We start from the raw sequence: 20,574 nt of genomic DNA on the forward strand, positions 1-20,574 counted from the left end.
CCTATTTAGTTTTCATTTATATCTGATAAAGAACTCGGTATTAAATACTCTCCTGCGAGAGTGGCTTCTTCCCACTGGATCACCGTTTTATAAAGTAAGTCTTTCATTTTGGCACTTACTGGGTGAAGGGGATAAAGGTTTTTCCTATTGAGAGGGTCGTTTTTTCGATCATACAATTCAAATAACACACCTTGGCGTGTAGGTATATATATTAATTTATAATTTGAATTTTGAACTGACCTATGTTTAGAAAATGCAATGGTTTCTCTATAAATAGGATCGGTAATCATAATTTGATAATCTTGTTCAGGAACTACTTGGTGGAGAGAAAGTATGTTCGGATAAGGGATTCTTTGTTTTTGAAAAAAGTGATCCCCGGTATCAGAAAACCAAATTCCAGTTTCCGCATAAACATATCGATCTTCTTCCCAATTGGTTTTTCCAAGGATCGGAAGTAAAGACTTACCTGGAAACTTTGATTTGCTGGGAATTCCAAAATAATCCATCAGCGTTGGATATAAATCCACACTCGATGTGATTCCAAAAAACTCATGTTCAGTTGTTGTTTCTATTTTTGATTTTGGAAATTTAATGAATAAAGGGACGTGGGTGACCGCCTCCCCTCGTAAATGTTCTCCGTGTCCTTGACCATGTACATCTTCATACAATGCTTCCCCGTGGTCAGCAGTCAATATGATGATGGCTTCCTCATAAATCCCACGCTCTTTAAGTTCGGAAATGATCTCTCCAAACTCTACATCAAAAGCAAACACAGCACTATCAAAAAGTCCACGGATCTGTTTTGTCTCCTCTTCGTTAGGAAGAGCCGAGTTAGTAGGATCTACAAACTTTAAATACTTATATTTTCCATAATAGTTGGGACTTGTAAATGATTTGTAGTAAGGATAAGCTGGAGTGTATGGGAAATGAATGACACTAGAAAAATAAGTTACCGAATAAGGAGATGCACCCTCTCTTTTAACTATGGAACGAAATCGATTAAGAATACGTGTTCCATCTCCCCAAGTAGATAACCCATCCATCTCCTCTAAATACATTCCGCCAGAAAACCAGGAACCAGTAAGAAAAGGTAAAAGGAATAATTGTGATTCCGCAGTTCGCTGAACGGTCATTATGCGAGCATTAAAATTCGGTGCAAATACCTCATCAAATCCGAAGTTAGCACGAGGGAAAATATCTGCGGCAAAACTCCCAACTGCATAACTTCTATATCCTAACTTTTGTAACATTTGTTGAATTGTAGGAAAAGAAGCGGAACCTATCCTTTGTTTTTCTTCTAAGGAAGGAAACATATCGCGAACCTTATGGCTCATCGAATATTGGCCCGTTAATAAATCTGTCCAACTTGGAAAAGTTCGGGGAATCGTTGTATGGTGGTCATGAAAAACAAAACTATCTTTAGCAAAGGAATCAATGTTTGGTGTGATACTTTTTCCATCAATAATCTGACCAACTTTATCATACCGAAGAGAGTCCGCTGACAAAATAAAAATAGGAGGTTTGTCTTTTTCTTTTGATTTAGTCAATACCTCAATCTGATTCCAAACACTTGGTAACAAATAAAAGAATATTAAAAGAAATATGATTAGTCCATAAGATTTGATATGAACTCTTTGATATTGTTTTCCCTGCCAGAATAAAAGGGCAAAATAAACAATACCCAACATATAGGATCCAGACAAATGAACCAGTCCTAAAATAAGAACATGCACTAAGACAAAAAACGTTTCTTTATTTTTATGGAGATAGACCTGAAAAAGGAGAATGCTGATAAAAACTAAAAGAAGAAGTCCTAAAACTAAGCTGAAATAAAAGGGACTGGTATGGTCTGTCAAAAAATAAAGGAACGAAGCAAATGAAGGATATCGGAAGAAAAAAAACTCACCATAAATTTGCGGAAAACTAACCATAGAATGACAGAGAGCCAAACACTCGATCAGTAGGACCCAAACCGATAAAACTACCCAAGATACTTTTTTTTGATTCAGAAAATGGTATGTTAAGTAAACAAGAGAAAAGAGAGAGAGGTGTAAAAATAACGAAACGGAAAATACTTTAAGGGTAGTGGTGAGATATACTCCAAAAAAAGCACCTAAATACTGTTTGAGGAAGTCACCTACGTCGACTCCCATGATGGTAAAACTTGTATTAAAAAGTAAAAAAAATAGATAAAAAAAAACTGTAAACCAAAGGGAGATTTTTAGGATTCGGATGGGGAAAAGAGGGGCTTGGTTCGGACCCATTAGAGTCATAATTCCAGAACCCCTGATTCCGTAAACTTTTCCTAGTCCCCTTTTTCCGAAATCCTTACAGTTTCATTCGGCCATTCCGCATGTGTTTCTGGGGAATACATTGCCTCAACCCGGGTGGCCGGCATTTTGAAACTTCCCGAATGGTTTAAACGAAAGCTATGTTCCAGGGTATGTGTTCCTTTGGGGAGATATTCAAAATACGCTCTATACGTGGAGAGGGTTTTTTCCTCAAAACTCAAATAATAAGATGTATCTCCTGTTTTTCCCTCCGCTTGCATGATAGACTCCCGACCAAATCCTCGCCCTAAAGGGAGGGAACCTGGCGGAATTGGGTCTTCGATGACTACCCAAGTTTTATCAGAATCGGCTTGGATTTCCAAGGTGACCCGAATGGTGTCTCCTTTTGTCAACACGCCAGATTTTGCGACCTGGATTGGTTCAAAAGTTCGTTTGATGCGATAACCACTAGATATAGGAGCCTTCAAAGGTAAAACCGAATTCACAGACCACTCCACCCAAGGTTTGCCCTTTCCATCGTAACTAACTGAAACTGTTTCAGGAGTGGTTCCGATTGTTTGTGTAACCATCTGTTTTCCGTTAGGTTCTAAATGATAAACTTCTTTTGCCGATTGGATCTTTATTTTTCCACCAGTGACTTTTTCAGATTCGAAAAGTTTACTCACTCGGTCAAAAACCAAAATGGAATAAGCATTACCAAGTGTTGTATCGTAACTTCCTCTTTTTTGCATTTTGACAAAACCTTTTATGAGACGAGGCATATCTTTTTTATAACTTGGTTCGGAAAAAGCCCAAAGTAAAAATTTTGCCATCGTATAATCGCGGCTTCCCAAAATCCACCAAGGATTGGTAAAACCAGAATCAGCAATCACAAGTTCTGAACCTTGGATATTAAGCCTAGATCGCAAAACACTAGTTAACCTAGACTTTACAGTACTATCTCCACCGTTCACTCTTCCCCAAATTTCAGATAAATCAATTAGGGACGCGGTTGGTAAAAACTCAAGACCGTCAAAAATTGGTCTTACTTGTTCCCATTCATAAGTTTGGTATCTTGTGAGTGCTTCCCAAACTATAATTTTTCGAATCACTGAATCGGCACCGAATCTATATCTTTCTCCACTAACTCGGCCTTCTACATATCCTTGTAAACCCGCAATCATTCTAGCCAAACTATCGTCTGGAACTTTTTGATTGGTAAGTTGTGCAGAAGTTAATACATAAGCCGTGAGGATTTCACTCCCATGTTCCATACGAGCAAAGTATTTAACAAGGCCATCATAATCTAAAAATGAATTCAAATCTGTGAACACCTCATTCCAAAAAACCTCTGACTTTAGTCCGATCGCTTTAGAAACACGTTGTTCCATACAATAATAAGGATAAGTGTGAAAATAATTTTGAATACCAGATAAACTCGTTAAGATTGTAGGTGATGCTTTCCAAATCATTTTACCAGAGTCGGGCTTCGAACCTTCTGGAACCTGAACCGACTCCTTTATTTGAGATTCATATAAAAATAAACCTGCTTGGTATACTCTTTCCGTATCCACAGGTAATACTTTTTGTTCCACAGCCATTTGGTCAAGGACCGTTCCATTCGGTGCGGAAACCTCAAGATATAACTTTCGCTTGGTGGTATTTTCAGGAACCGTTAAATCCCAAAAAACAACTTTAGTTTCCCCAGGCCCGAGGATGGCCGATTTTGTTTCTAACTCTTCTTTGGAATCCGTTCCATTTTTTAAATCTGTCACGGAAAGACGTAAACGAAGTTGTTCTTTGTTTTCACCAGCATTTCGAAGTGTGACTTCATGACGAAGATGATCACCTAACCTGACTACAGGTGGAATTCCTGAAAAGGATTGGATTTTTTGAGTGGTTTGGATCTTTGTCATCCCAGTACCAAACTCTTTGGTTCCAGAGGTCGCAATGGCTACAATGCGAAAGCTTGTGAGGGAATCGTTCAAAGGAAAACTAAGCTTTAATTTTCCATCTTTTCCAACAATTCCCTTTCCCTTCCAATAGAGTAAGGTATCAAAAAGGGAACGTGTGGATTGTTTTCCCCCGCCTCCTCCATCCGGTTTTGCCTTCAAACCAAAATGCCGTTTTCCAATAATCTGTGATTGGGCGGTGGAAGTTCCCACAGAATGTGGTCTTGTTCCCATCATAGCATCTATTAAATTCCAAGTGGGGTTTGGAGATAGTTCCAGAAGAGCTTCGTCCACAACCGCAAGAGTCACTTCAGTTGATTCCACAGGAACCTTTCCATCAGAATTTTTAATTTCAATTTCGACATTTGCTGTTTCTCTTACTTGGTATAGTTTTTTCTCAGGATTTACAGATACGGACAAACTGTACGGTTTGTATCCGACTTTTAACATGGTAAGACCCAAACGGTATCCCGGTTTTGCTAAGTCGACAAGACCTGTTGGTTTGGGTTCTCCTACTCGGCCACGAACTAAAAATACGGAAACAAAAACATTCGGTGCATATTCCTTCTTGATAGGTATGGAGATCATTGGATCTTTTCCCGATACCGGTGTAACAAAATAATCTAGAACACCTTCTCTTTCTAAACTGACAAGAGCGGTTGCTTCTCGGAAAGGAGAACGAACCTGTATTTTAATGGTTTCACCTACATCAACAGAACGTTTTTCTGGGAGGATATCCATTCGATTATGATCACTGACATCAAACCATGCTTCTTGTTTGGAACTAACCCAAACATTATAACTAGAACTGGTTAGGTTCCCTGAAGAATCTTTTGTTTCTGCAAGAAATACGATATCACCTACTCCAGGCGATTTACCTTCACAAATTAAAATTCCTTTAGAATCTGTTTTTCCTTCGCAAAATTCTCCAAGTTTTGTTACCTCTTCATAATGTTCATAGGCATAAAAACCGCCGACCAAACGTTTCCGATTGGAATAAAATTCCCTTTTATAGGCAGTGACTTTTATTTTTTGAGAACCGATTGTTTTGTCTTTTTGGTCAAGAGCAACTAACTGAAGTTTCACGTTATCTTCAGTAAATAACCAACCATCAGGAAGAATTCCCAAATGTATTTCTGCAGGTGAAACGGGAAAACTTCTAGAAACAGTTTGGATTTCGCCAGACGGATCGGCATATTCCATTTCGACTTGGAAACTTCCATAACCGGGACCGGATTTTAGCCCATCGAATTTATATTGTAAAAAACCCTTTTCATCAGTTTTTAAAGAGGTAGAAAGAACGGCCGGTTTAGATTCTTCTACTTCTTCTTCGTCATAACCACTCGCCTTCCATTTCCCTTCTTTTATGGATTCTGGTGAGAAGGAAAATGCGGAATACTCTTCTTTTGGTGAATAATGACCTGGCACTATTTGAGAGCGGATTTTTACTGGAAAACCGCCTGCACCCCCTCCCGACAAATACTCTAACCCAAATAAAACCTTAGATTCTTTTGGAGAAACTAACTCCTGTTTATCACCTGAAAGTTGGATATTTCCTTTTACTACAGGCAAACGAAATTCTTCGACTCGAAATTGTGTAACTGTTTCTCCATAACTTGAATCATCGTTTGAATATGGATAGTAAACAATATAAACCCCATGTTTTGCATTTTTTGGAATTTTAAATTCCGATTCAGAATGACCAGGAAAAGACCAAACCAATGGCACGGGATATGCTTCCCCAGATCCTTCATGTTTGATAATGACTTGCGATGGATAGTCTTTGGGATCAGCAGCAATGAGTCCCTTATTTCCAAAACCACGCCGAACATGTCTTAAGTGAACCGTCTCCCCTTTTTTAAACAGAGTTCGATCGAGAACGATAGATTTGATTTCTTTGGAATAACCAGTTGTGGCACTTGGTAGCTGGTAACGCCAACTTTCGACCCCTTTGTCCCAAGTGCTTGATGTAAAACTGATATCATCATTTTTTTGAACAAAGATAGTTAAACCGGAACCTAACTCATGATAACCACAATAGGGAATCTCTTGGAAATTTAAATTTCCAAAGAGCATACTGCCATCTTTTCCTGTGATTCCGGCTCCACGCAAGTTTCCTTTACAGTCGAGAACTTTCACTTGTACACCAGATTCTGGAAGTCCTTGGTCAAGGTTTGTGACCCAAACAAGGCTTGTATCTTTTCCCCATTTAAAATGAGCCGAAAGATTGGTGACTAAGGCAGCACTGGAAACATACATCTTTCCTTTTTTCTCGAGAAGGCTCGTTCCAAGGATATCACTCGCAAGCTCTACTACATAAAACCCTGGTGTTTCCAAAGGAATTCCTACCACCTCCATCGGTTTTTTCCCATTGGGTTTGGGAAGTGATAAAGACGAAATACTAGCGTTAGTTGGAGGATTTTGAAAAACAGATTGTTCTCTTTCTCTTGAGGAAAGAATTTGAAACCATTTTTGAATTTCCAGTATATCCATCGTCTTTTGGCTTTTCCCACCAACTCCGAGAGAAATGGATTTCATTGGAAGACTGACTTCTAAGTTTCTAAGCGTAACAGGTAACGCCGGTTTGGCTTTTGATTCCAAAATACCAAATTTAGCACTGAACTTGGCTAGTGGCGGAAATTCATCTGTTTTAAACTTTAAAGGAAATGAACCAATATTCGATAAACTTCTGTTATTGTCGTCTACCAGTTCTGGAATTCGAATTTCAAATTCGCTATTTTCTGGGAATGGTCCAGGAAAACTCACCCATTCATAAAATTCATTTCCTTTTTCAGCCATTGGCGATTGTGGGTATTCTTTTCCATCTTTAGAAACTAATTTGATTTTTTGTAATAAGGAACGAGGTACCGCCGAACTAAACGAAAGCGAAACTGGAAGGATCGGAATACAATCTGCTTTTGCATTGACTCTTTCGCAACTAAAACGAACAGAGAATACAGGTCTTACAGTAAATGACAAAATCTCATCCTCTCGAATTTCCCCACCCCAAACCGATTTGGTTCCTTTACCGAGCACAAGTTGAATTTGCCGGTCCGGTAAGAAAGTTTGTTTTGATTTTAAAAGAACTGTTTCTTCTCTATCTGTATCTCCTGTTGACTTTAAAATTGATTTTCTTTCGGATCCAGTGACTAAGATGATTGGAATTCTGTTTCCTAATTCCTCGGAACGAAAGTAGGTATATTTTTGAAAAGAAGTAAGATCCGGTTTAGCATCTAAGTGCAAAACAAAGATTTGGTCTTCTGTGATAGAGGCTCCATTGTATGGACTCGAATATTGAACGGATGGCCCTCCCGTATGAAAGGAAAAATTACGTTCGCCCTGAACCAGGTCTCCATTTAAAGTTTTGGTTCCCTCTTTTAGCTGGAAGGAACACTCCACTCCACCGGGAAGTTCTTTTTCAAATTCATAAACCCAGGTAGTGGAATCGAGAAAACGACTAGATCCAGGAAGTGGACATTTGATTTGAAAAATATCTACTTTGGGGCGAATATCCCCGAGGGAAACCATCGGTTTTGTGAACCGTACAGTCACTTGTTTTGGCTGTTTCACAAATCCGTTGGGAGTAAAAAATTCAATGCTCGCCGGAAAGGTTTGAGAGTTGTCCGAACGAACGATAAATAAGGAAAGGCAGAGGAAAAGAAAAAGCCAGCGCTTTGCAAACATGACAAAATTTAAAAACAGGGAAGCGGCTTGGAAAGAAAAAAAAGAAAATCAGGGATATTAACCCCTCCCTGCGGGTATCATAAGGAGAAACATCTATGAACAGTAATTAGACCAAATGAAAGGCAAAAAGGTTCCCAATTTTCAATTTGAAAAACTAAAAAAAATTACCATCTAAACCAGACTTAAAAATGCATCGAAAACGCGACGACAAAGAAATCCTCTTTTTTCGAGTTCTGTTTGTCTCGATAAGCAAATACAGAATCTGCGGATCTTCGGTAGACATATTCAAATCTAAGCAATCCAGGATCAAACTTAAGGATATCAAATGTTGTTGTATAACCGTTACTCATAAATCCATTCTTAGTTCCAGTATTTACCATCACTTGAAGAGGATCATAAAATCGTTCGATACGAAAACTCAATCTGTAATCTGGTGTGAGTTTGTAACTAAGCCAAATAGTTCCATGATACCACTGACGAAATGCATTGGATGATGTCTCTTTATATTCCCCCAAATTTGGATCATAGATACCTAACAATGGTTCGTATACAAACCTTTGTTTTGCTTTTTGTGCCCCGATATCAAACTGCCCAATAAAACTTAATCTTTCTGAAACGATCCATTCTAAAATTGTGTTTTGATACAATCGAATTTGTTTTCTTTCATTATTAGGCGCTTCGTTTCCGGCAAACTGATTGAGTGTTAAAATAAAACTGGGGCTAAATTGGTATTTTATCTGACTGCCAAAAGCTTTGTCTTTATTATTATCTGTAATATTTTGCCATCCATTAAGAATCTGCAATTGAACACTGAATTTTTCAGTAAACTTATGGGATAATCGAATTCCGGAAGAATAATAAGGCACATAATCGAGAGCAAATGCCCTTGTATAATTGACATTGTTTTGAGAAATCCAAGACTCGTGTCCGATATTTCCAAAAAAAATACCCGCATCAAGCCAAGTATCTTTTCCGATTTTAAATCCTGAAAATGCTTCCTGGATGTTCTTGACAGAATTTTGGTTCGAATATTTTTCCGTTGTGGATTCTGCCGCATAATTTGCGTTTACTGATGTTCCCCATTGAAATGCAATTCGTCCCCGATAGTTTTTTTCTTCCACCTTGGCGTCAATGTAGGCCAAGTTTATATTAAACTCGCCGTTTCGCACTCCTTGGGTTGTAAAATTTCGTTCTGTGTCTTTAGGAAGATTTCGATTGTATAGATAATAAGAATCAATATATCCTCCAAAACGAATCGAACTTGGCAAAACAACAGACTTTGGAACCGAATCATTTTTCTTTGTATTTTCATCTGCTGGAGTCTCTTCAGCCGACAACGGGAAAAAAACTCCACCTAGAACAAACAAAGTTATGCAGAATACAATTCCAACAAAGCGAATTTGACATTTATTAAAGAAACAAAAAACATTTACTTGATACAACATGATATCTATAAATTACCATGTTTCAAAATTCCAAGCAATGGATCGTAGATTATGATTTAGAAATCAGTCTTAAGAATTTATTAAGATAAATAAAAGGAATGCAATACTGAAATTTATTAAATTCTTCATCAATGATGAGCCCAACGATAACCAATTCCTGGTTCCGTAAGGAGCCAGAGTGGATTACTAGGTGAATCTTCGATTTTTTTTCGTAATTGAGTGATATGTACTCGAAGCGAATTCATTTCATTTAAAGCCTGATCGCCCCAGATTTTTTTAATTAAAACATCATGAGTGATCACTTTGCCGGAATTTTTGATAAGGAAGGTAAGGATTTGGAATTCTGTAGGTGTTAACCGAATCAGTGCACCATTCTTAATGACTTGGTAATTTACAAAATCCACCACCAAATTCCCACTTTCCCAATTGGCAGGTGTCTCTTCTGCAGGGAGCCTTCGAAGCGCTGTTCGAATCCTTGCCAATAGTTCTCCCATACTGAATGGCTTGGTAATGTAATCATCCGCACCAGCATCAAGCAGAGCAATTTTATCTTCTTCCGAATTCATAACAGATAAAACAAGGAATGGAATCTCAGAGAAGGATCTGACTTCTTTAATGACATCCAACCCACTCCCATCAGGAAGTTGTAAATCTAACAAAACTAACTTGGGTGAATGCAAAGCAATAGACTCAATTGCGTCTTTTTTGGAAATCGCTTCGATGGTGGCATAACCTTTGGCTTCGAGCGCAATTCGCAACATCTTTCGAATGGCACTATCATCATCCACAAGAAGAATCAAATCTTTGGTCATATAAAATCTATTCCGTTATCCGCAAGGTAAGTCAATGAGAAAGCGAGCCCCTCCTTCCTTGCGGTTCATCGCTTCTATGGTTCCGCCATGTAACTCTACGATGGATTTAGAAATAGCAAGCCCAAGACCCGTGCCAATTTTTCCGGAAGATTCACCCCGGTAAAACTTTTGAAAAATACTAGAGGAATCTACCGGAAGACCATTGCCATTATCTTCCACAATCCAATGAAGACTGTTATCCTTTTTTTCCAAGGAAATCCAAATCGTGGAACCATTCGGCGTATACAAACAAGCATTATAGAGTAAGTTAAAAATGGCGTGCGAGAAAAGAACCCGGTCAAGGTCAATGGACTCATCCAAATCATTAATCAGAATTTTTATAAGATGATTTACTTTATTTTTTCCTAAGTAGGATACCGAATCATGAATGATCTCAGAAGGGTGTACTTTTTCTTTTTTTAAAGTCAAATACCCTGATTCAATTCTACTGATATCAAGAAGATTTCCTAGAAGCAAATTGAGAACCAAGGAACTCTCTTGGATCTCTTCAACCAAATTTTTTCGCGCAGTTGGATCAGAATCAATCTCTGGATCCAATAATGCTGAAGCAGAACCTTGAATGGATGTTAGCGGTGTCTTTAATTCATGAGAGAGAGAATTAAAAACTAAATTGTATAATTTTTCTGATTCTTTTAATAGAAAATTTTTCCGGGAATCTTCAGAAAGTGTATCTCTATCAAGTGCTAAGGCAACTTGATTGGCGACTGTATTCAGAAGAATTTCTTGTTCCAAACTCGGCTCCAATAAAGATACAACATTAATCACTCCAGAAATTCCCCCCGGTGAAACCAAGGGATAAAAAGTTACATTTGATAAAGATAAAGTTTCCGTGTTTTTACCGGCAGGTTTTCCATTTTTAATCGTCCAGGTAGCCACTGCTAAATCTTTAGGATCCTCTATGGCTGGAACAAATTCTCCATTTTGATAAAAATGAAGTTTTACTGAAAAAGGGAATATCTTTTTAAAAAAGGTATCTCCGATTTTAATGATCTCTGAAGCAGAGGAAGTCTTTGATAAGTCATGAGTGAGTTCATATAAAATGGACAACTTCTCCTCTCTAGACCTTAATTTTGTCTCATTTTTTTTAAGTTTTGCCGTTAAACCTCCGTTAATGAGTGCTATTAACATAAAAATCACAAACATCAATGCATCTTCTAATTTGGAAATATAAAATGTGTAAAGAGGAGGAATGAATAAAAAATTCCAAAAAGATGCTGAAAGAATTGCAGCAAGAAGCACTGGTCCTCTACTAAAAAACATTCCAAGAATCGCTACATAAAACAAATATAGAATCGAAATCGTCCAATATCCAATATAGGAATTCAAAACTTGATTACAGAATGTCACAAAAGTAGTTAATGCGAATACCGAAAGATATTGCCGAACGCTAGAAGACGGAATTAATTTTTTATAAAAATCAAAATGAAATGTATGATCCTCCCGAAATGGCACTACTATAATTTCAACATCTCGAAGAGATTTAATAATTTTTGTTGAAATATTTTGATAAAACAAATCTAAAAATAAATTTCTTTTGGAACCTCCTATTACTAAACGGTGGATTCGTTTTTCATTCACAGCGGAGACAATTCCAATCACTGGATCAGCCTCAAAAGAATGAACCACTTCTGCCCCAAGCTCTTTGGCAAAACGGATATGGGAACGAATGGACTGAGCCGATTCTGGACTATTATTTTCTTCGTTTTCAGAAAAGAATGCATACAATTCAGAATTTCTTTCTAAAGCCAATCGTTTCGCATTTCGGAGTAGGGTTTTCGAATTAGGACTTGCTGAGATGGCAACCATAATCCGCTCCCTACCTTGGGGCATTCTCTTTTCAACATACTTCGCAGTATAAGATAAAGATAATTCCCGAAGATATGTTAAATTTTCTTTTCGAAAAAAGTTTTCTTTTGCTGAAATTACTTTTTCAGGAATGTATACCTTTCCCTCCGACAACCTTTTTAATAATTCATCAGGAATAATATCAATTAACACTAGTTCATCGGCTCTTTCCAAAATACTATCAGGAATGGTTTCTTTTACCGGACTTTTGATGATTTTTTCGATCGAATCAACTTGGCTTTCTAGATGTTGTACATTTACAGTTGACAAAACATGGATTCCTGCATCGAGTAAGGTAAAAATATCCTGATATCTTTTTTTATTGATCGAACCAGGAATATTTGTATGTGCTAATTCATCTACAAGTACATAACTAGGTCTTTCTTTCAGAATACTCTCTAAATCCATTTCCTCCCAAACTTTGCCACGATACTCGATTTTTTTAAGAGGAATCCAATTTAGACCTTCCATCAAAGCTTTTGTGTCTGATCTGCCATGACTTTCGACAATACCAATCCGTACATCTTCTCCTTCTTCTTTTAAATGATGGGCTTCCGTTAACATAGCATAAGTTTTTCCTACACCAGGAGACATCCCGAAATATACTTTCAGGATGCCTTTTTTCTTTGGCTCTTCTTGTTTGGCAAGAGATAGAAAATCTTCGGGACGTTTGCCTTCATTCATGGAGCATTTGTTTCCATTCAAGATTTAGTTTCGTTACGTTCACTCTTTCTCGGCCGATAAACCCAAACAATGGATATTCCGTATATTTATGAACCAACTCATTGATAGTTTCTATTGGCATTTTTGTTTGTCCGCTAATCCATTTTGATTGCTCATAAGCGCAACGAGTAGAAATATGCGGATCGAGACCGGAAGCCGAAGCATACAAGAGTTCAGAACATTCTTCTTTGCTAATTCCCAAATTTTCCAAATCTTTTTCCCTCTTCTCTACCGTTGTTCTTAAATCCAAACTGGATGGACTCAAATTGGAAGCACCACTCGGTATTGTGCCAAAACTTGCGGCACTTGGGCGATACCGAAATAAAAACTGCGAATTAAGCGCTTGCGAAAAAAGTTCAGAACCGACAATTTTATCGTTCATTCTCACCAAACTCCCTCCCGCTTGTGAAGGGAAAATACTTTGAGCGATACCTGTAACAGCTAACGGATACAAAAAACCCAATATAACTAAGGACAAAAAAAAGAACCGGATTGTAATTTCCAACTGATTGGATGTTTCCTTCGATTTCATAAATAACCTCCAGATAAAACTAAGTCAATGAGTTTGATTCCAAAAAAAGGGAAGATCATCCCACCTCCACCATAGATAAGAAAATTTCGAAGTAAGGCGGCATCGGGAGATTTAGGCATATACTTTACTCCACGTAAGGAGAGGGGTATGAGTAGAGGAATCACAAGGGCATTGAATATCACTGCAGACAGAATGGCATTGTCTGGACTTGAAAGCTGCATAATGTTTAACGGTGCCAATGGCAAAAATAACGCCGGTAAAATGGCGAAGTATTTTGCAATATCGTTAGCGATACTAAAAGTGGTGAGAGCACCCCTTGTCATAAGGAGTTGTTTCCCAATTTCAACAATCTCGATGAGTTTACTTGGGTTACTGTCCAGATCAATCATATTTCCAGCTTCTCTCGCAGTTTGGGTCCCTGTATTCATTGCCACACCCACATCAGACTGAGCCAGAGCCGGAGCGTCATTGGTTCCATCGCCGATCATTGCCACCAAATATCCGTTAGCTTGTTCTTCCCGAATCCTTTTTAATTTTGCTTCTGGTGTTGCTTCGGCAATAAAATCATCTACTCCTGCCTCAGCTGCAATTGCCGCCGCTGTTAGTGGGTTGTCACCGGTAATCATTACTGTGCGAATTCCCATCCTACGCAGAGTCGCAAAACGTTCTTTGAGTCCACCCTTAACAATATCCTTCAACTCTATGATACCCAGAAGCTCATTTCCCTCTGAAACTAATATCGGAGTACTCCCCTTTCTTGCGATATCATCTGAAACCATTTGCATCGTTTTTGGAATAGTTCCTCCCAAAGACTCAATATGTTTTCTAATCGCATCAAATGCACCCTTTCTTATATTACGAATTTGTTTTCCATTTTCAGAAATTTCAACACCGCTCATTCTAGTCGATGCAGAAAACGGAATCCAATGAACATCTAACGATTTTAAATTTCTTTCTCTTATCGCATACTTTTGTTTTGCGAGAACGACAATCGATCTTCCTTCTGGTGTTTCATCCGAAAGTGAAGAAAGCTGGGCTGCATCGGCTAATTGCTCTTCCGTAACCCCATGAGATGGATAGAACCGATGAGCTTCTCTGTTTCCTAGAGTGATGGTTCCAGTTTTGTCTAGTAACAAAACATGAATATCACCCGCTGCCTCCACGGCCTTTCCACTTTTGGCAATCACATTGCATCGAATCAGTCTTTCCATCCCTGAAATTCCTATCGCACTTAAAAGAGCGGCGATCGTAGTAGGAATCAAACAAACAAAGAGGGCCAGCCAAACGGAAAAAGAGAAATTCCAATTCTCACCCATCTGATTTCCAACAAAGCTTGCAATGGGAACAAGTGAGACTACACCCAGAAAAAAAAGGATAGTCAGAGCAAAGAGAACAATTCCTAAAGCAATTTCATTAGGAGTCTTTTGTCTTGTGGCCCCTTCAATCATCGCGATCATTTTATCGATGAAACTTTCTCCTGGTTTGGAAGTGATTCGAATGTAGAGATGATCAGAAATCACTCTTGTACCACCAGTGACAGCAGACCGGTCTCCACCACTTTCCCGAATGACAGGTGCCGACTCTCCTGTAACCGCAGACTCATCCACACTGGCAATTCCCAAAACAACTTCTCCGTCACCGGGAATGGAATCTCCAGCGTTCACAAGAACAATGTCATTGATTTTTAGATCAGTGGAAGGAACTTCCATATAGTTTTGGCTCCCGACTGAATCCACTTTTTTAGATATTGTAGAGGACCTAGTCTTTCGTAAACTATCAGCACGAGCCTTACCTCGCCCTTCTGCTACACTCTCTGCAAAGTTTGCAAAAAATAAAGTAAGGATTAACCAAAAAAATATTGGTAGTTCACTTTGAAATGAAGTTCCTGATACCAAGTAATAGATGATTTGAAAAAAAAGAATGAGTGTTCCCACCCAAACGGTAGCCATCACTGGATTCGAAAATGCATTTTTAGGAGAAAACTTTTGTAAAGCACTCCAGAAAGAAATGCGAAGAAGTTCTTTCGATATTAAATTTTGAGTATTCACCATAAATTCCTCTTAAAAAAATATTCCTTTTTCAACTAATAGATGTTCAAGTATTGGACCGAGTGCTAATACTGGGAAAAAAGAAAGTCCGCAAACAATGAGTATGACACTAAATGTCAAAAAACCAAATAACACAGTATCTAATCTAAAGTTCCCTTCTGAAGATAAAGTTGTCACCTTCCCACCTAAACTACCTGAAACCAATACGACAGCATAGATCACGCTAAAACGACCAATTAACATGGATAAACCGAGAGATAAATTTCCCCATAAATTATCAGCACCAAACCCAGCAAAGGCAGAACCGTTGTTTCCAGCTGCAGAACTGTATGCATAAAGTATCTGAGATAAAGCATGTGGGCCTTTTGCGGAATAACCCGATTCCAAAAAGATAGTGGCCATAGTTCCAATCAAAATACAGGCTGTTGGTGCCAAGATTCCAAAAAGGGTCCATTTGATTTCGTAACTCCCGATCTTTTTGCCAAAATATTCAGGGGTTCGGCCAGTCATGAGTCCTGACAAAAAAACAGTCAGAATTAGAAATAAAACCATCCCATACATTCCTGTTCCCACACCGCCAAAGATGATTTCACCTAACATCATCTGAAAAATGGCAATCCCACCTGCCAGTGGCGAGTAACTATCGTGCATGGAATTTACCGATCCGTTGGATGCGGCAGTTGTGGATGACATCCAAAGAGTAGATTCTGTCAAAGTAAACCGAGTCTCTTTGCCTTCCCAAAAACCGGGATGGTTCCATTCTGAATAAAAAATACCAAGAAAACCAAATATAAAAAAAGCCAGCATCACAAAGAACACGACCCAAGCATGGCGAAATGAGTTTGTGATTTTTCCGTATAAAAATACACAGGAAGCAGGCAAAAAGAGAATCGAAAACATTTGAATGAAGTTCGAAATAGGAGTTGGGTTTTCGAATGGATGTGCGCTATTCACACCAAAAAATCCTCCTCCATTGGTTCCAATTTGTTTGATAGCAATTTGAGAAGCAGCAGGTCCTAAAGGAATGGTTTGGTTTTGTCCCTCTAAGCCCACAATCTGCAATGGGTCTTGAAAAGACTGTACAACACCTTGGCTCACAAGTAATATCGCAACGACTATGGAAATGGGAAGAAGGATATAAAAGGTAGAACGAAACAAGTCCAACCAAAAATTTCCAAACTTGGTTTCCTTAGAGGAAACAATGGATCGACTAACAAACATTAACACGGAAATTCCAACTCCAGCGCTCAGGAAATTTTGCGGAGTGAGTCCCACCATTTGAGAAAAATAGCTAAGTTGACTTTCACCAGAATATGCCTGCCAATTGGTATTGGTAATAAAGGAAATGGTTGTATTAAGTGCCAGATCCCAATTCATTCCCACCAGTTTTAACGGGTTCTTTGGGAGTAAGTTTTGGTATCTGAGGATTAAAAATAAAATTCCTGCTCCAAACAAATGGAATGCAAACATACTTTTTAAATATTGTTTTGGTGTTTGGGAAGGTGGTTCACCAGAAAATAAGAACCTTTGAAACAAAGACTCTAGTGGCAATCGTTTCGCATTTAAAACGATCGCCATATAGTATCCGACAAAGGGAGAGAGAAGAACCAGTAACCCAACAAAAAAAGGAAAATAAAGTAACTCATTCATAGATTCATTCTCTCACGATTGAAACAAACCGTAAAGAGTCGTCTACTTAAGAGAAAAGAATCCGGGATTAAGAAAAGATTAAGACTCTTTTTCTCCCAAACCAGGGAAATAAACAATAACTGCCCAAACTAAGTTTAAAAACAAAAAGAACAAACAGGAATAAATTCCCTTGTTAAACATCTCTGCATCCAGGGGACCTCGCCAAACCAAAAAAAGTGAATCTTTTGCAAATGGCAACTCGGCCATATCCCATATGGGTTCCTTTAGAACAACTCCTCCTGAAAACAATCCGGAAAGGTTACACTGAATATCTTCTTTCGAATAACAAATAGCATATAAGGGTGGTTTGATTTCTTTACCAGAAATAGATCGAATTCGTTTGTAATGGAATCGAATGACCGGCCCATAAACTGCACCTCCCGATCTTCGCCGAACAAGTAACGGGGAACGAAACTCGCCCTTTTCTACATCATCCAAATAAAAATCGCGAAGGAACAAATACCGATAATTAAGATATTGGGACACCTCTTCTGGAAGAACTTCCATTTTTGAAGTGATACCAAAGTGATAACCAATAGAGTCCCCTAAAAATAACACTGAATTTCCTCCTGCAAGTAAGGATAAAAAAACTGCTAATAGGATTTTGAATCCTGTTCTTTTAGTAAGAAGAATTCCTAAAAACAGAACTGGCAAAAATAAAATAAGGATGGCCCAAACAGAAACAGAAAGTGGAAAAAATGCCCCAAAGGGAAGTAAAAATATACCAAACCCACAAATAAAAGAAAGGCCTGTCCAGAAGACAAAAAAGGAAGAAGTTGGTTCTTCACTTGGATCCGGTTTTTTTCTGTTTTGATTTTCAACAAACCCAACAAACATCCATTACTCCTTAACCTCAAATGAACTCCGAATGGTTTGCCAATAAAGGTTGGCCGTCTCTTTTTCTCTTTTAGGATAAGACAAAGAAAGAAAATAACCACGAGGTGCATTATAAAGATAATACTCTTTCATTTCCATTGCAACAGAATTACCAATTTCATCTACCTCCGTCCATTCGCTCAAATACTCGGATTGGAATTCAGTTCTTTTAAATCCCAACCTTCTCATGAGACCGGGGGTAAGCGAACGCATTGAATCCCAAAAACGAAAATAATTTTTTGTATCGCGAAGAGGTTTCGTTTTATCAAAGCTAGACCCAATAGACAAAATGATTTTTGGAAGATTTTTCTTTTTTTTTCCAGATGTCTGTAACTTTAATGCTTCCTCCCATTCTGTTTGGCCAACAGGCAAATAATTCCCTAAAAATTGTACAAAACGTACGATTCGATATATAGAATCTTTATTTTCGCCATAAACCCCAAGTCGATTTCCAAATAATCCTTCATACCGAAGTTTTGCAGGGAACCTAATTCTGTAACGGAAAGATTCCGACTCCAAAACAAGAGTATCTACCTTCTCGGAACTTGTCACATAACACCCATACGGTTCGCTCACCAAATCCAATGGGATGGTTTGGTCAGACCATTCACTAGTTGCACGGTTTGTAATTTCGTTTGATTTTGTTAACCAAGTGGGAAAAAAACCAGGTTCCTTTTCTAGTTTTAAGCGATAACAAAGATGAATGCCTTTTCCGAGAAATACAGCTTCCTTTTCTTTTCGAACTTCATACAGTGCCTCGAGTTCCTTAGCTGCAATATCCGCTTCATCCACTACTGGAAATTCTTTTCGGTATTCATCATCAATGAGAAAACGGATACGTCCCGATGGTGAAACTAAATAGTTTCTTCCATGTATGTCCTTTTTTTTCAACGTTGATTGTTTGTTTTTGAACTCAGAAAGGAATCGGTGAAAACTTCGACTCTCCTCTTCTTCTGCATCGGGAATCCAAGGTCTTTGTAATAAAGGATCTACGATGATGTTAGAGTTTGGTTGTGCATTTAAAGGGAAAAGTGAGAACCAAATTAGAATCAATAGGGTTCCTACTGTTCTCTTTAGAATTTGAAAATGAAGAGAGTTTTTCTCCCCAAACATACGTTATGCCTGGAATTTAGATTGGATAAAATTTAGTGCCATAGTAAAGATTTTTGAAAAATCTCTCTTATGGTTTTCATCATTCACTCGAGAAAGTATTCCTTTTAAAATTGTTTGTACCTGAGTATAATTTGGTACTTCAAAAAAAGCTTTTTGGATATGAGGCCAAGCCATTTTCACCATTTGCATAAACTCAGGACTTCCCTTTTTAAACTCTTGGATCATACGATCTAACGTAAGTTTAACGATTTGAAAGTTTTTGATTTTTTTAACAATACCACTTAAAACTTCGCGACTCAAATCCGATTTTGAACTCATCATTTGAAAGACAGCATTCCAATCGACTGGCTCATTTTTTTGTTCTTTCAAAACTTGCGTGCGAAGGGAAACCACAGCCTTTTCAAATTCAGAAAGACCACGTAACCAGTTCTGATATCCAACCTGATCTGACTTGGTTTGAAAACCAGTGATGGTTTGGATCATATCCATAAATTCTTTTAAATTAAAACTCTCCAACCTGACAAGATTGGGATCGAGGGGCGTTTCTGGTTCCTCTTCTTCAAAATCAACATCGATGTCCTGTGAAAAATCATCGGCGTCATCTGTTTGTGAGTGAGAAGAGTTGGTTGCCCCTGAAGAATCAGAATCATCAAATTCTAAATCTTCAATTTCATATTCTTCTTCTTGTGTAGCATTAGATTGATTCTTTGAAGATGGTTCTGGAAGAGGATTGTCTTTGGGATCTGGCCCAATTTTTACATCTAAAAGTTCACCGGTGAGGTTTTCCCCAAATGTTTCCACAATTTCCAAAAGAATGGATTTGTCTCTTTCGGGGATAAGAGACTGCTTTTTGACTACTGGAGTAGGAGGTGCATTGGCTACAGCTAGAGCATCTGTTAAAGATACCGGTTCTTTTTCTGACTCAGCACTAGATGGAATCGAAAGAGCTGCTTTGGCAGACTCAGCCATTAAACCTCTCGGCTCTATAATTTCACCAGTAAGAGGATTTTCTAAAACAGTCAAAATCCCTTTTTGTACAAAAACAAAATCCTTCGGATGGGTGACTTGAAGCCGTTCGACGATTTCTTCCGCTGCTGAAGAAAAACTAGGAACAGGAGCATTATTGATTTTTTCCAACTCCTGCGCTTTTAGTTTTTCTTGTACCTTATTCAGAACTTCGATAAAATTAGAATTTAAATAGGTAGAAACTTCATTCTGCGGAACACCTAACATAGTAGCAAATTGAGGTAAGTGTTCAAAAAACTGGTCAGTTTTTTTAATGTTCCCTGTCATGTAGGATTTAATTTGTTTTGCGACCTCTTCTACTTTGGCCGGATCCATTTTACGGGCTTTGAGGAGTTTTTTAAAAATATCGATATGTGCGTGGAAATAGGACAGAAATTCCCCATAAGCGGTGAATTCATACTCCCCGTGCGCTTTTTTTTCTAAAACCTTTTTAGAACCGTCTGACATAATAGGATCACATCCAATGCATAGGAAAAGTCACAAGGGTCAAGATTTTTAC

General features: G+C 38.2%; 11 protein-coding genes. All 11 read right to left on the reverse strand.

The window, feature by feature from the left end:
- Positions 1–5: 5 nt before the first annotated feature.
- On the reverse strand, positions 6–2,264 hold the full coding sequence (locus tag ND811_RS08200; protein WP_265368904.1) for a sulfatase family protein: 2,259 nt from the start codon (positions 2,262–2,264) through the stop codon (positions 6–8).
- A gap of 41 nt (positions 2,265–2,305) precedes the next feature.
- On the reverse strand, positions 2,306–7,906 hold the full coding sequence (locus ND811_RS08205; RefSeq protein ID WP_265368905.1) for an alpha-2-macroglobulin family protein: 5,601 nt from the start codon (positions 7,904–7,906) through the stop codon (positions 2,306–2,308).
- 182 nt (positions 7,907–8,088) lie between these two features.
- Positions 8,089–9,351, reverse strand: a complete 1,263-nt coding sequence (locus tag ND811_RS08210; RefSeq protein ID WP_407658888.1) for a porin — start codon at positions 9,349–9,351, stop codon at positions 8,089–8,091.
- A 128-nt stretch (positions 9,352–9,479) separates the two neighbouring features.
- A complete protein-coding gene (locus ND811_RS08215; RefSeq protein WP_265351564.1) occupies positions 9,480–10,163 on the reverse strand; it encodes a response regulator in 684 nt (227 codons plus the stop codon).
- A 15-nt stretch (positions 10,164–10,178) separates the two neighbouring features.
- Positions 10,179–12,752 (reverse strand): sensor histidine kinase, encoded by a 2,574-nt coding sequence (locus ND811_RS08220; RefSeq protein WP_265351565.1) that lies wholly within the window; start codon positions 12,750–12,752, stop codon positions 10,179–10,181.
- Positions 12,745–13,323, reverse strand: a complete 579-nt coding sequence (locus ND811_RS08225; protein ID WP_265351566.1) for a potassium-transporting ATPase subunit C — start codon at positions 13,321–13,323, stop codon at positions 12,745–12,747. Before ND811_RS08225 ends, ND811_RS08220 begins: the two co-directional genes overlap by 8 nt.
- Entirely contained in the window at positions 13,320–15,371 is a 2,052-nt protein-coding gene (gene kdpB, locus ND811_RS08230; RefSeq protein ID WP_407658892.1) for a potassium-transporting ATPase subunit KdpB, read from the reverse strand. Before kdpB ends, ND811_RS08225 begins: the two co-directional genes overlap by 4 nt.
- 12 nt (positions 15,372–15,383) lie before the next feature.
- The gene (gene kdpA, locus ND811_RS08235; RefSeq protein WP_100717368.1) at positions 15,384–17,021 is read right to left on the reverse strand and encodes a potassium-transporting ATPase subunit KdpA; all 1,638 of its coding nucleotides are present in this window, start codon (positions 17,019–17,021) and stop codon (positions 15,384–15,386) included.
- A gap of 78 nt (positions 17,022–17,099) precedes the next feature.
- Entirely contained in the window at positions 17,100–17,897 is a 798-nt protein-coding gene (locus ND811_RS08240; protein WP_265351568.1) for a hypothetical protein, read from the reverse strand.
- A 3-nt stretch (positions 17,898–17,900) separates the two neighbouring features.
- The gene (locus tag ND811_RS08245; RefSeq protein ID WP_265351569.1) at positions 17,901–19,049 is read right to left on the reverse strand and encodes an LIC10775 family protein; all 1,149 of its coding nucleotides are present in this window, start codon (positions 19,047–19,049) and stop codon (positions 17,901–17,903) included.
- A 3-nt stretch (positions 19,050–19,052) separates the two neighbouring features.
- On the reverse strand, positions 19,053–20,522 hold the full coding sequence (locus tag ND811_RS08250) for a hypothetical protein (protein ID WP_265351570.1): 1,470 nt from the start codon (positions 20,520–20,522) through the stop codon (positions 19,053–19,055).
- Between the last annotated feature and the right edge of the window lie 52 nt (positions 20,523–20,574).

The organism is Leptospira soteropolitanensis (assembly GCF_026151655.1).
GTDB lineage: Bacteria > Spirochaetota > Leptospiria > Leptospirales > Leptospiraceae > Leptospira_A > Leptospira_A soteropolitanensis.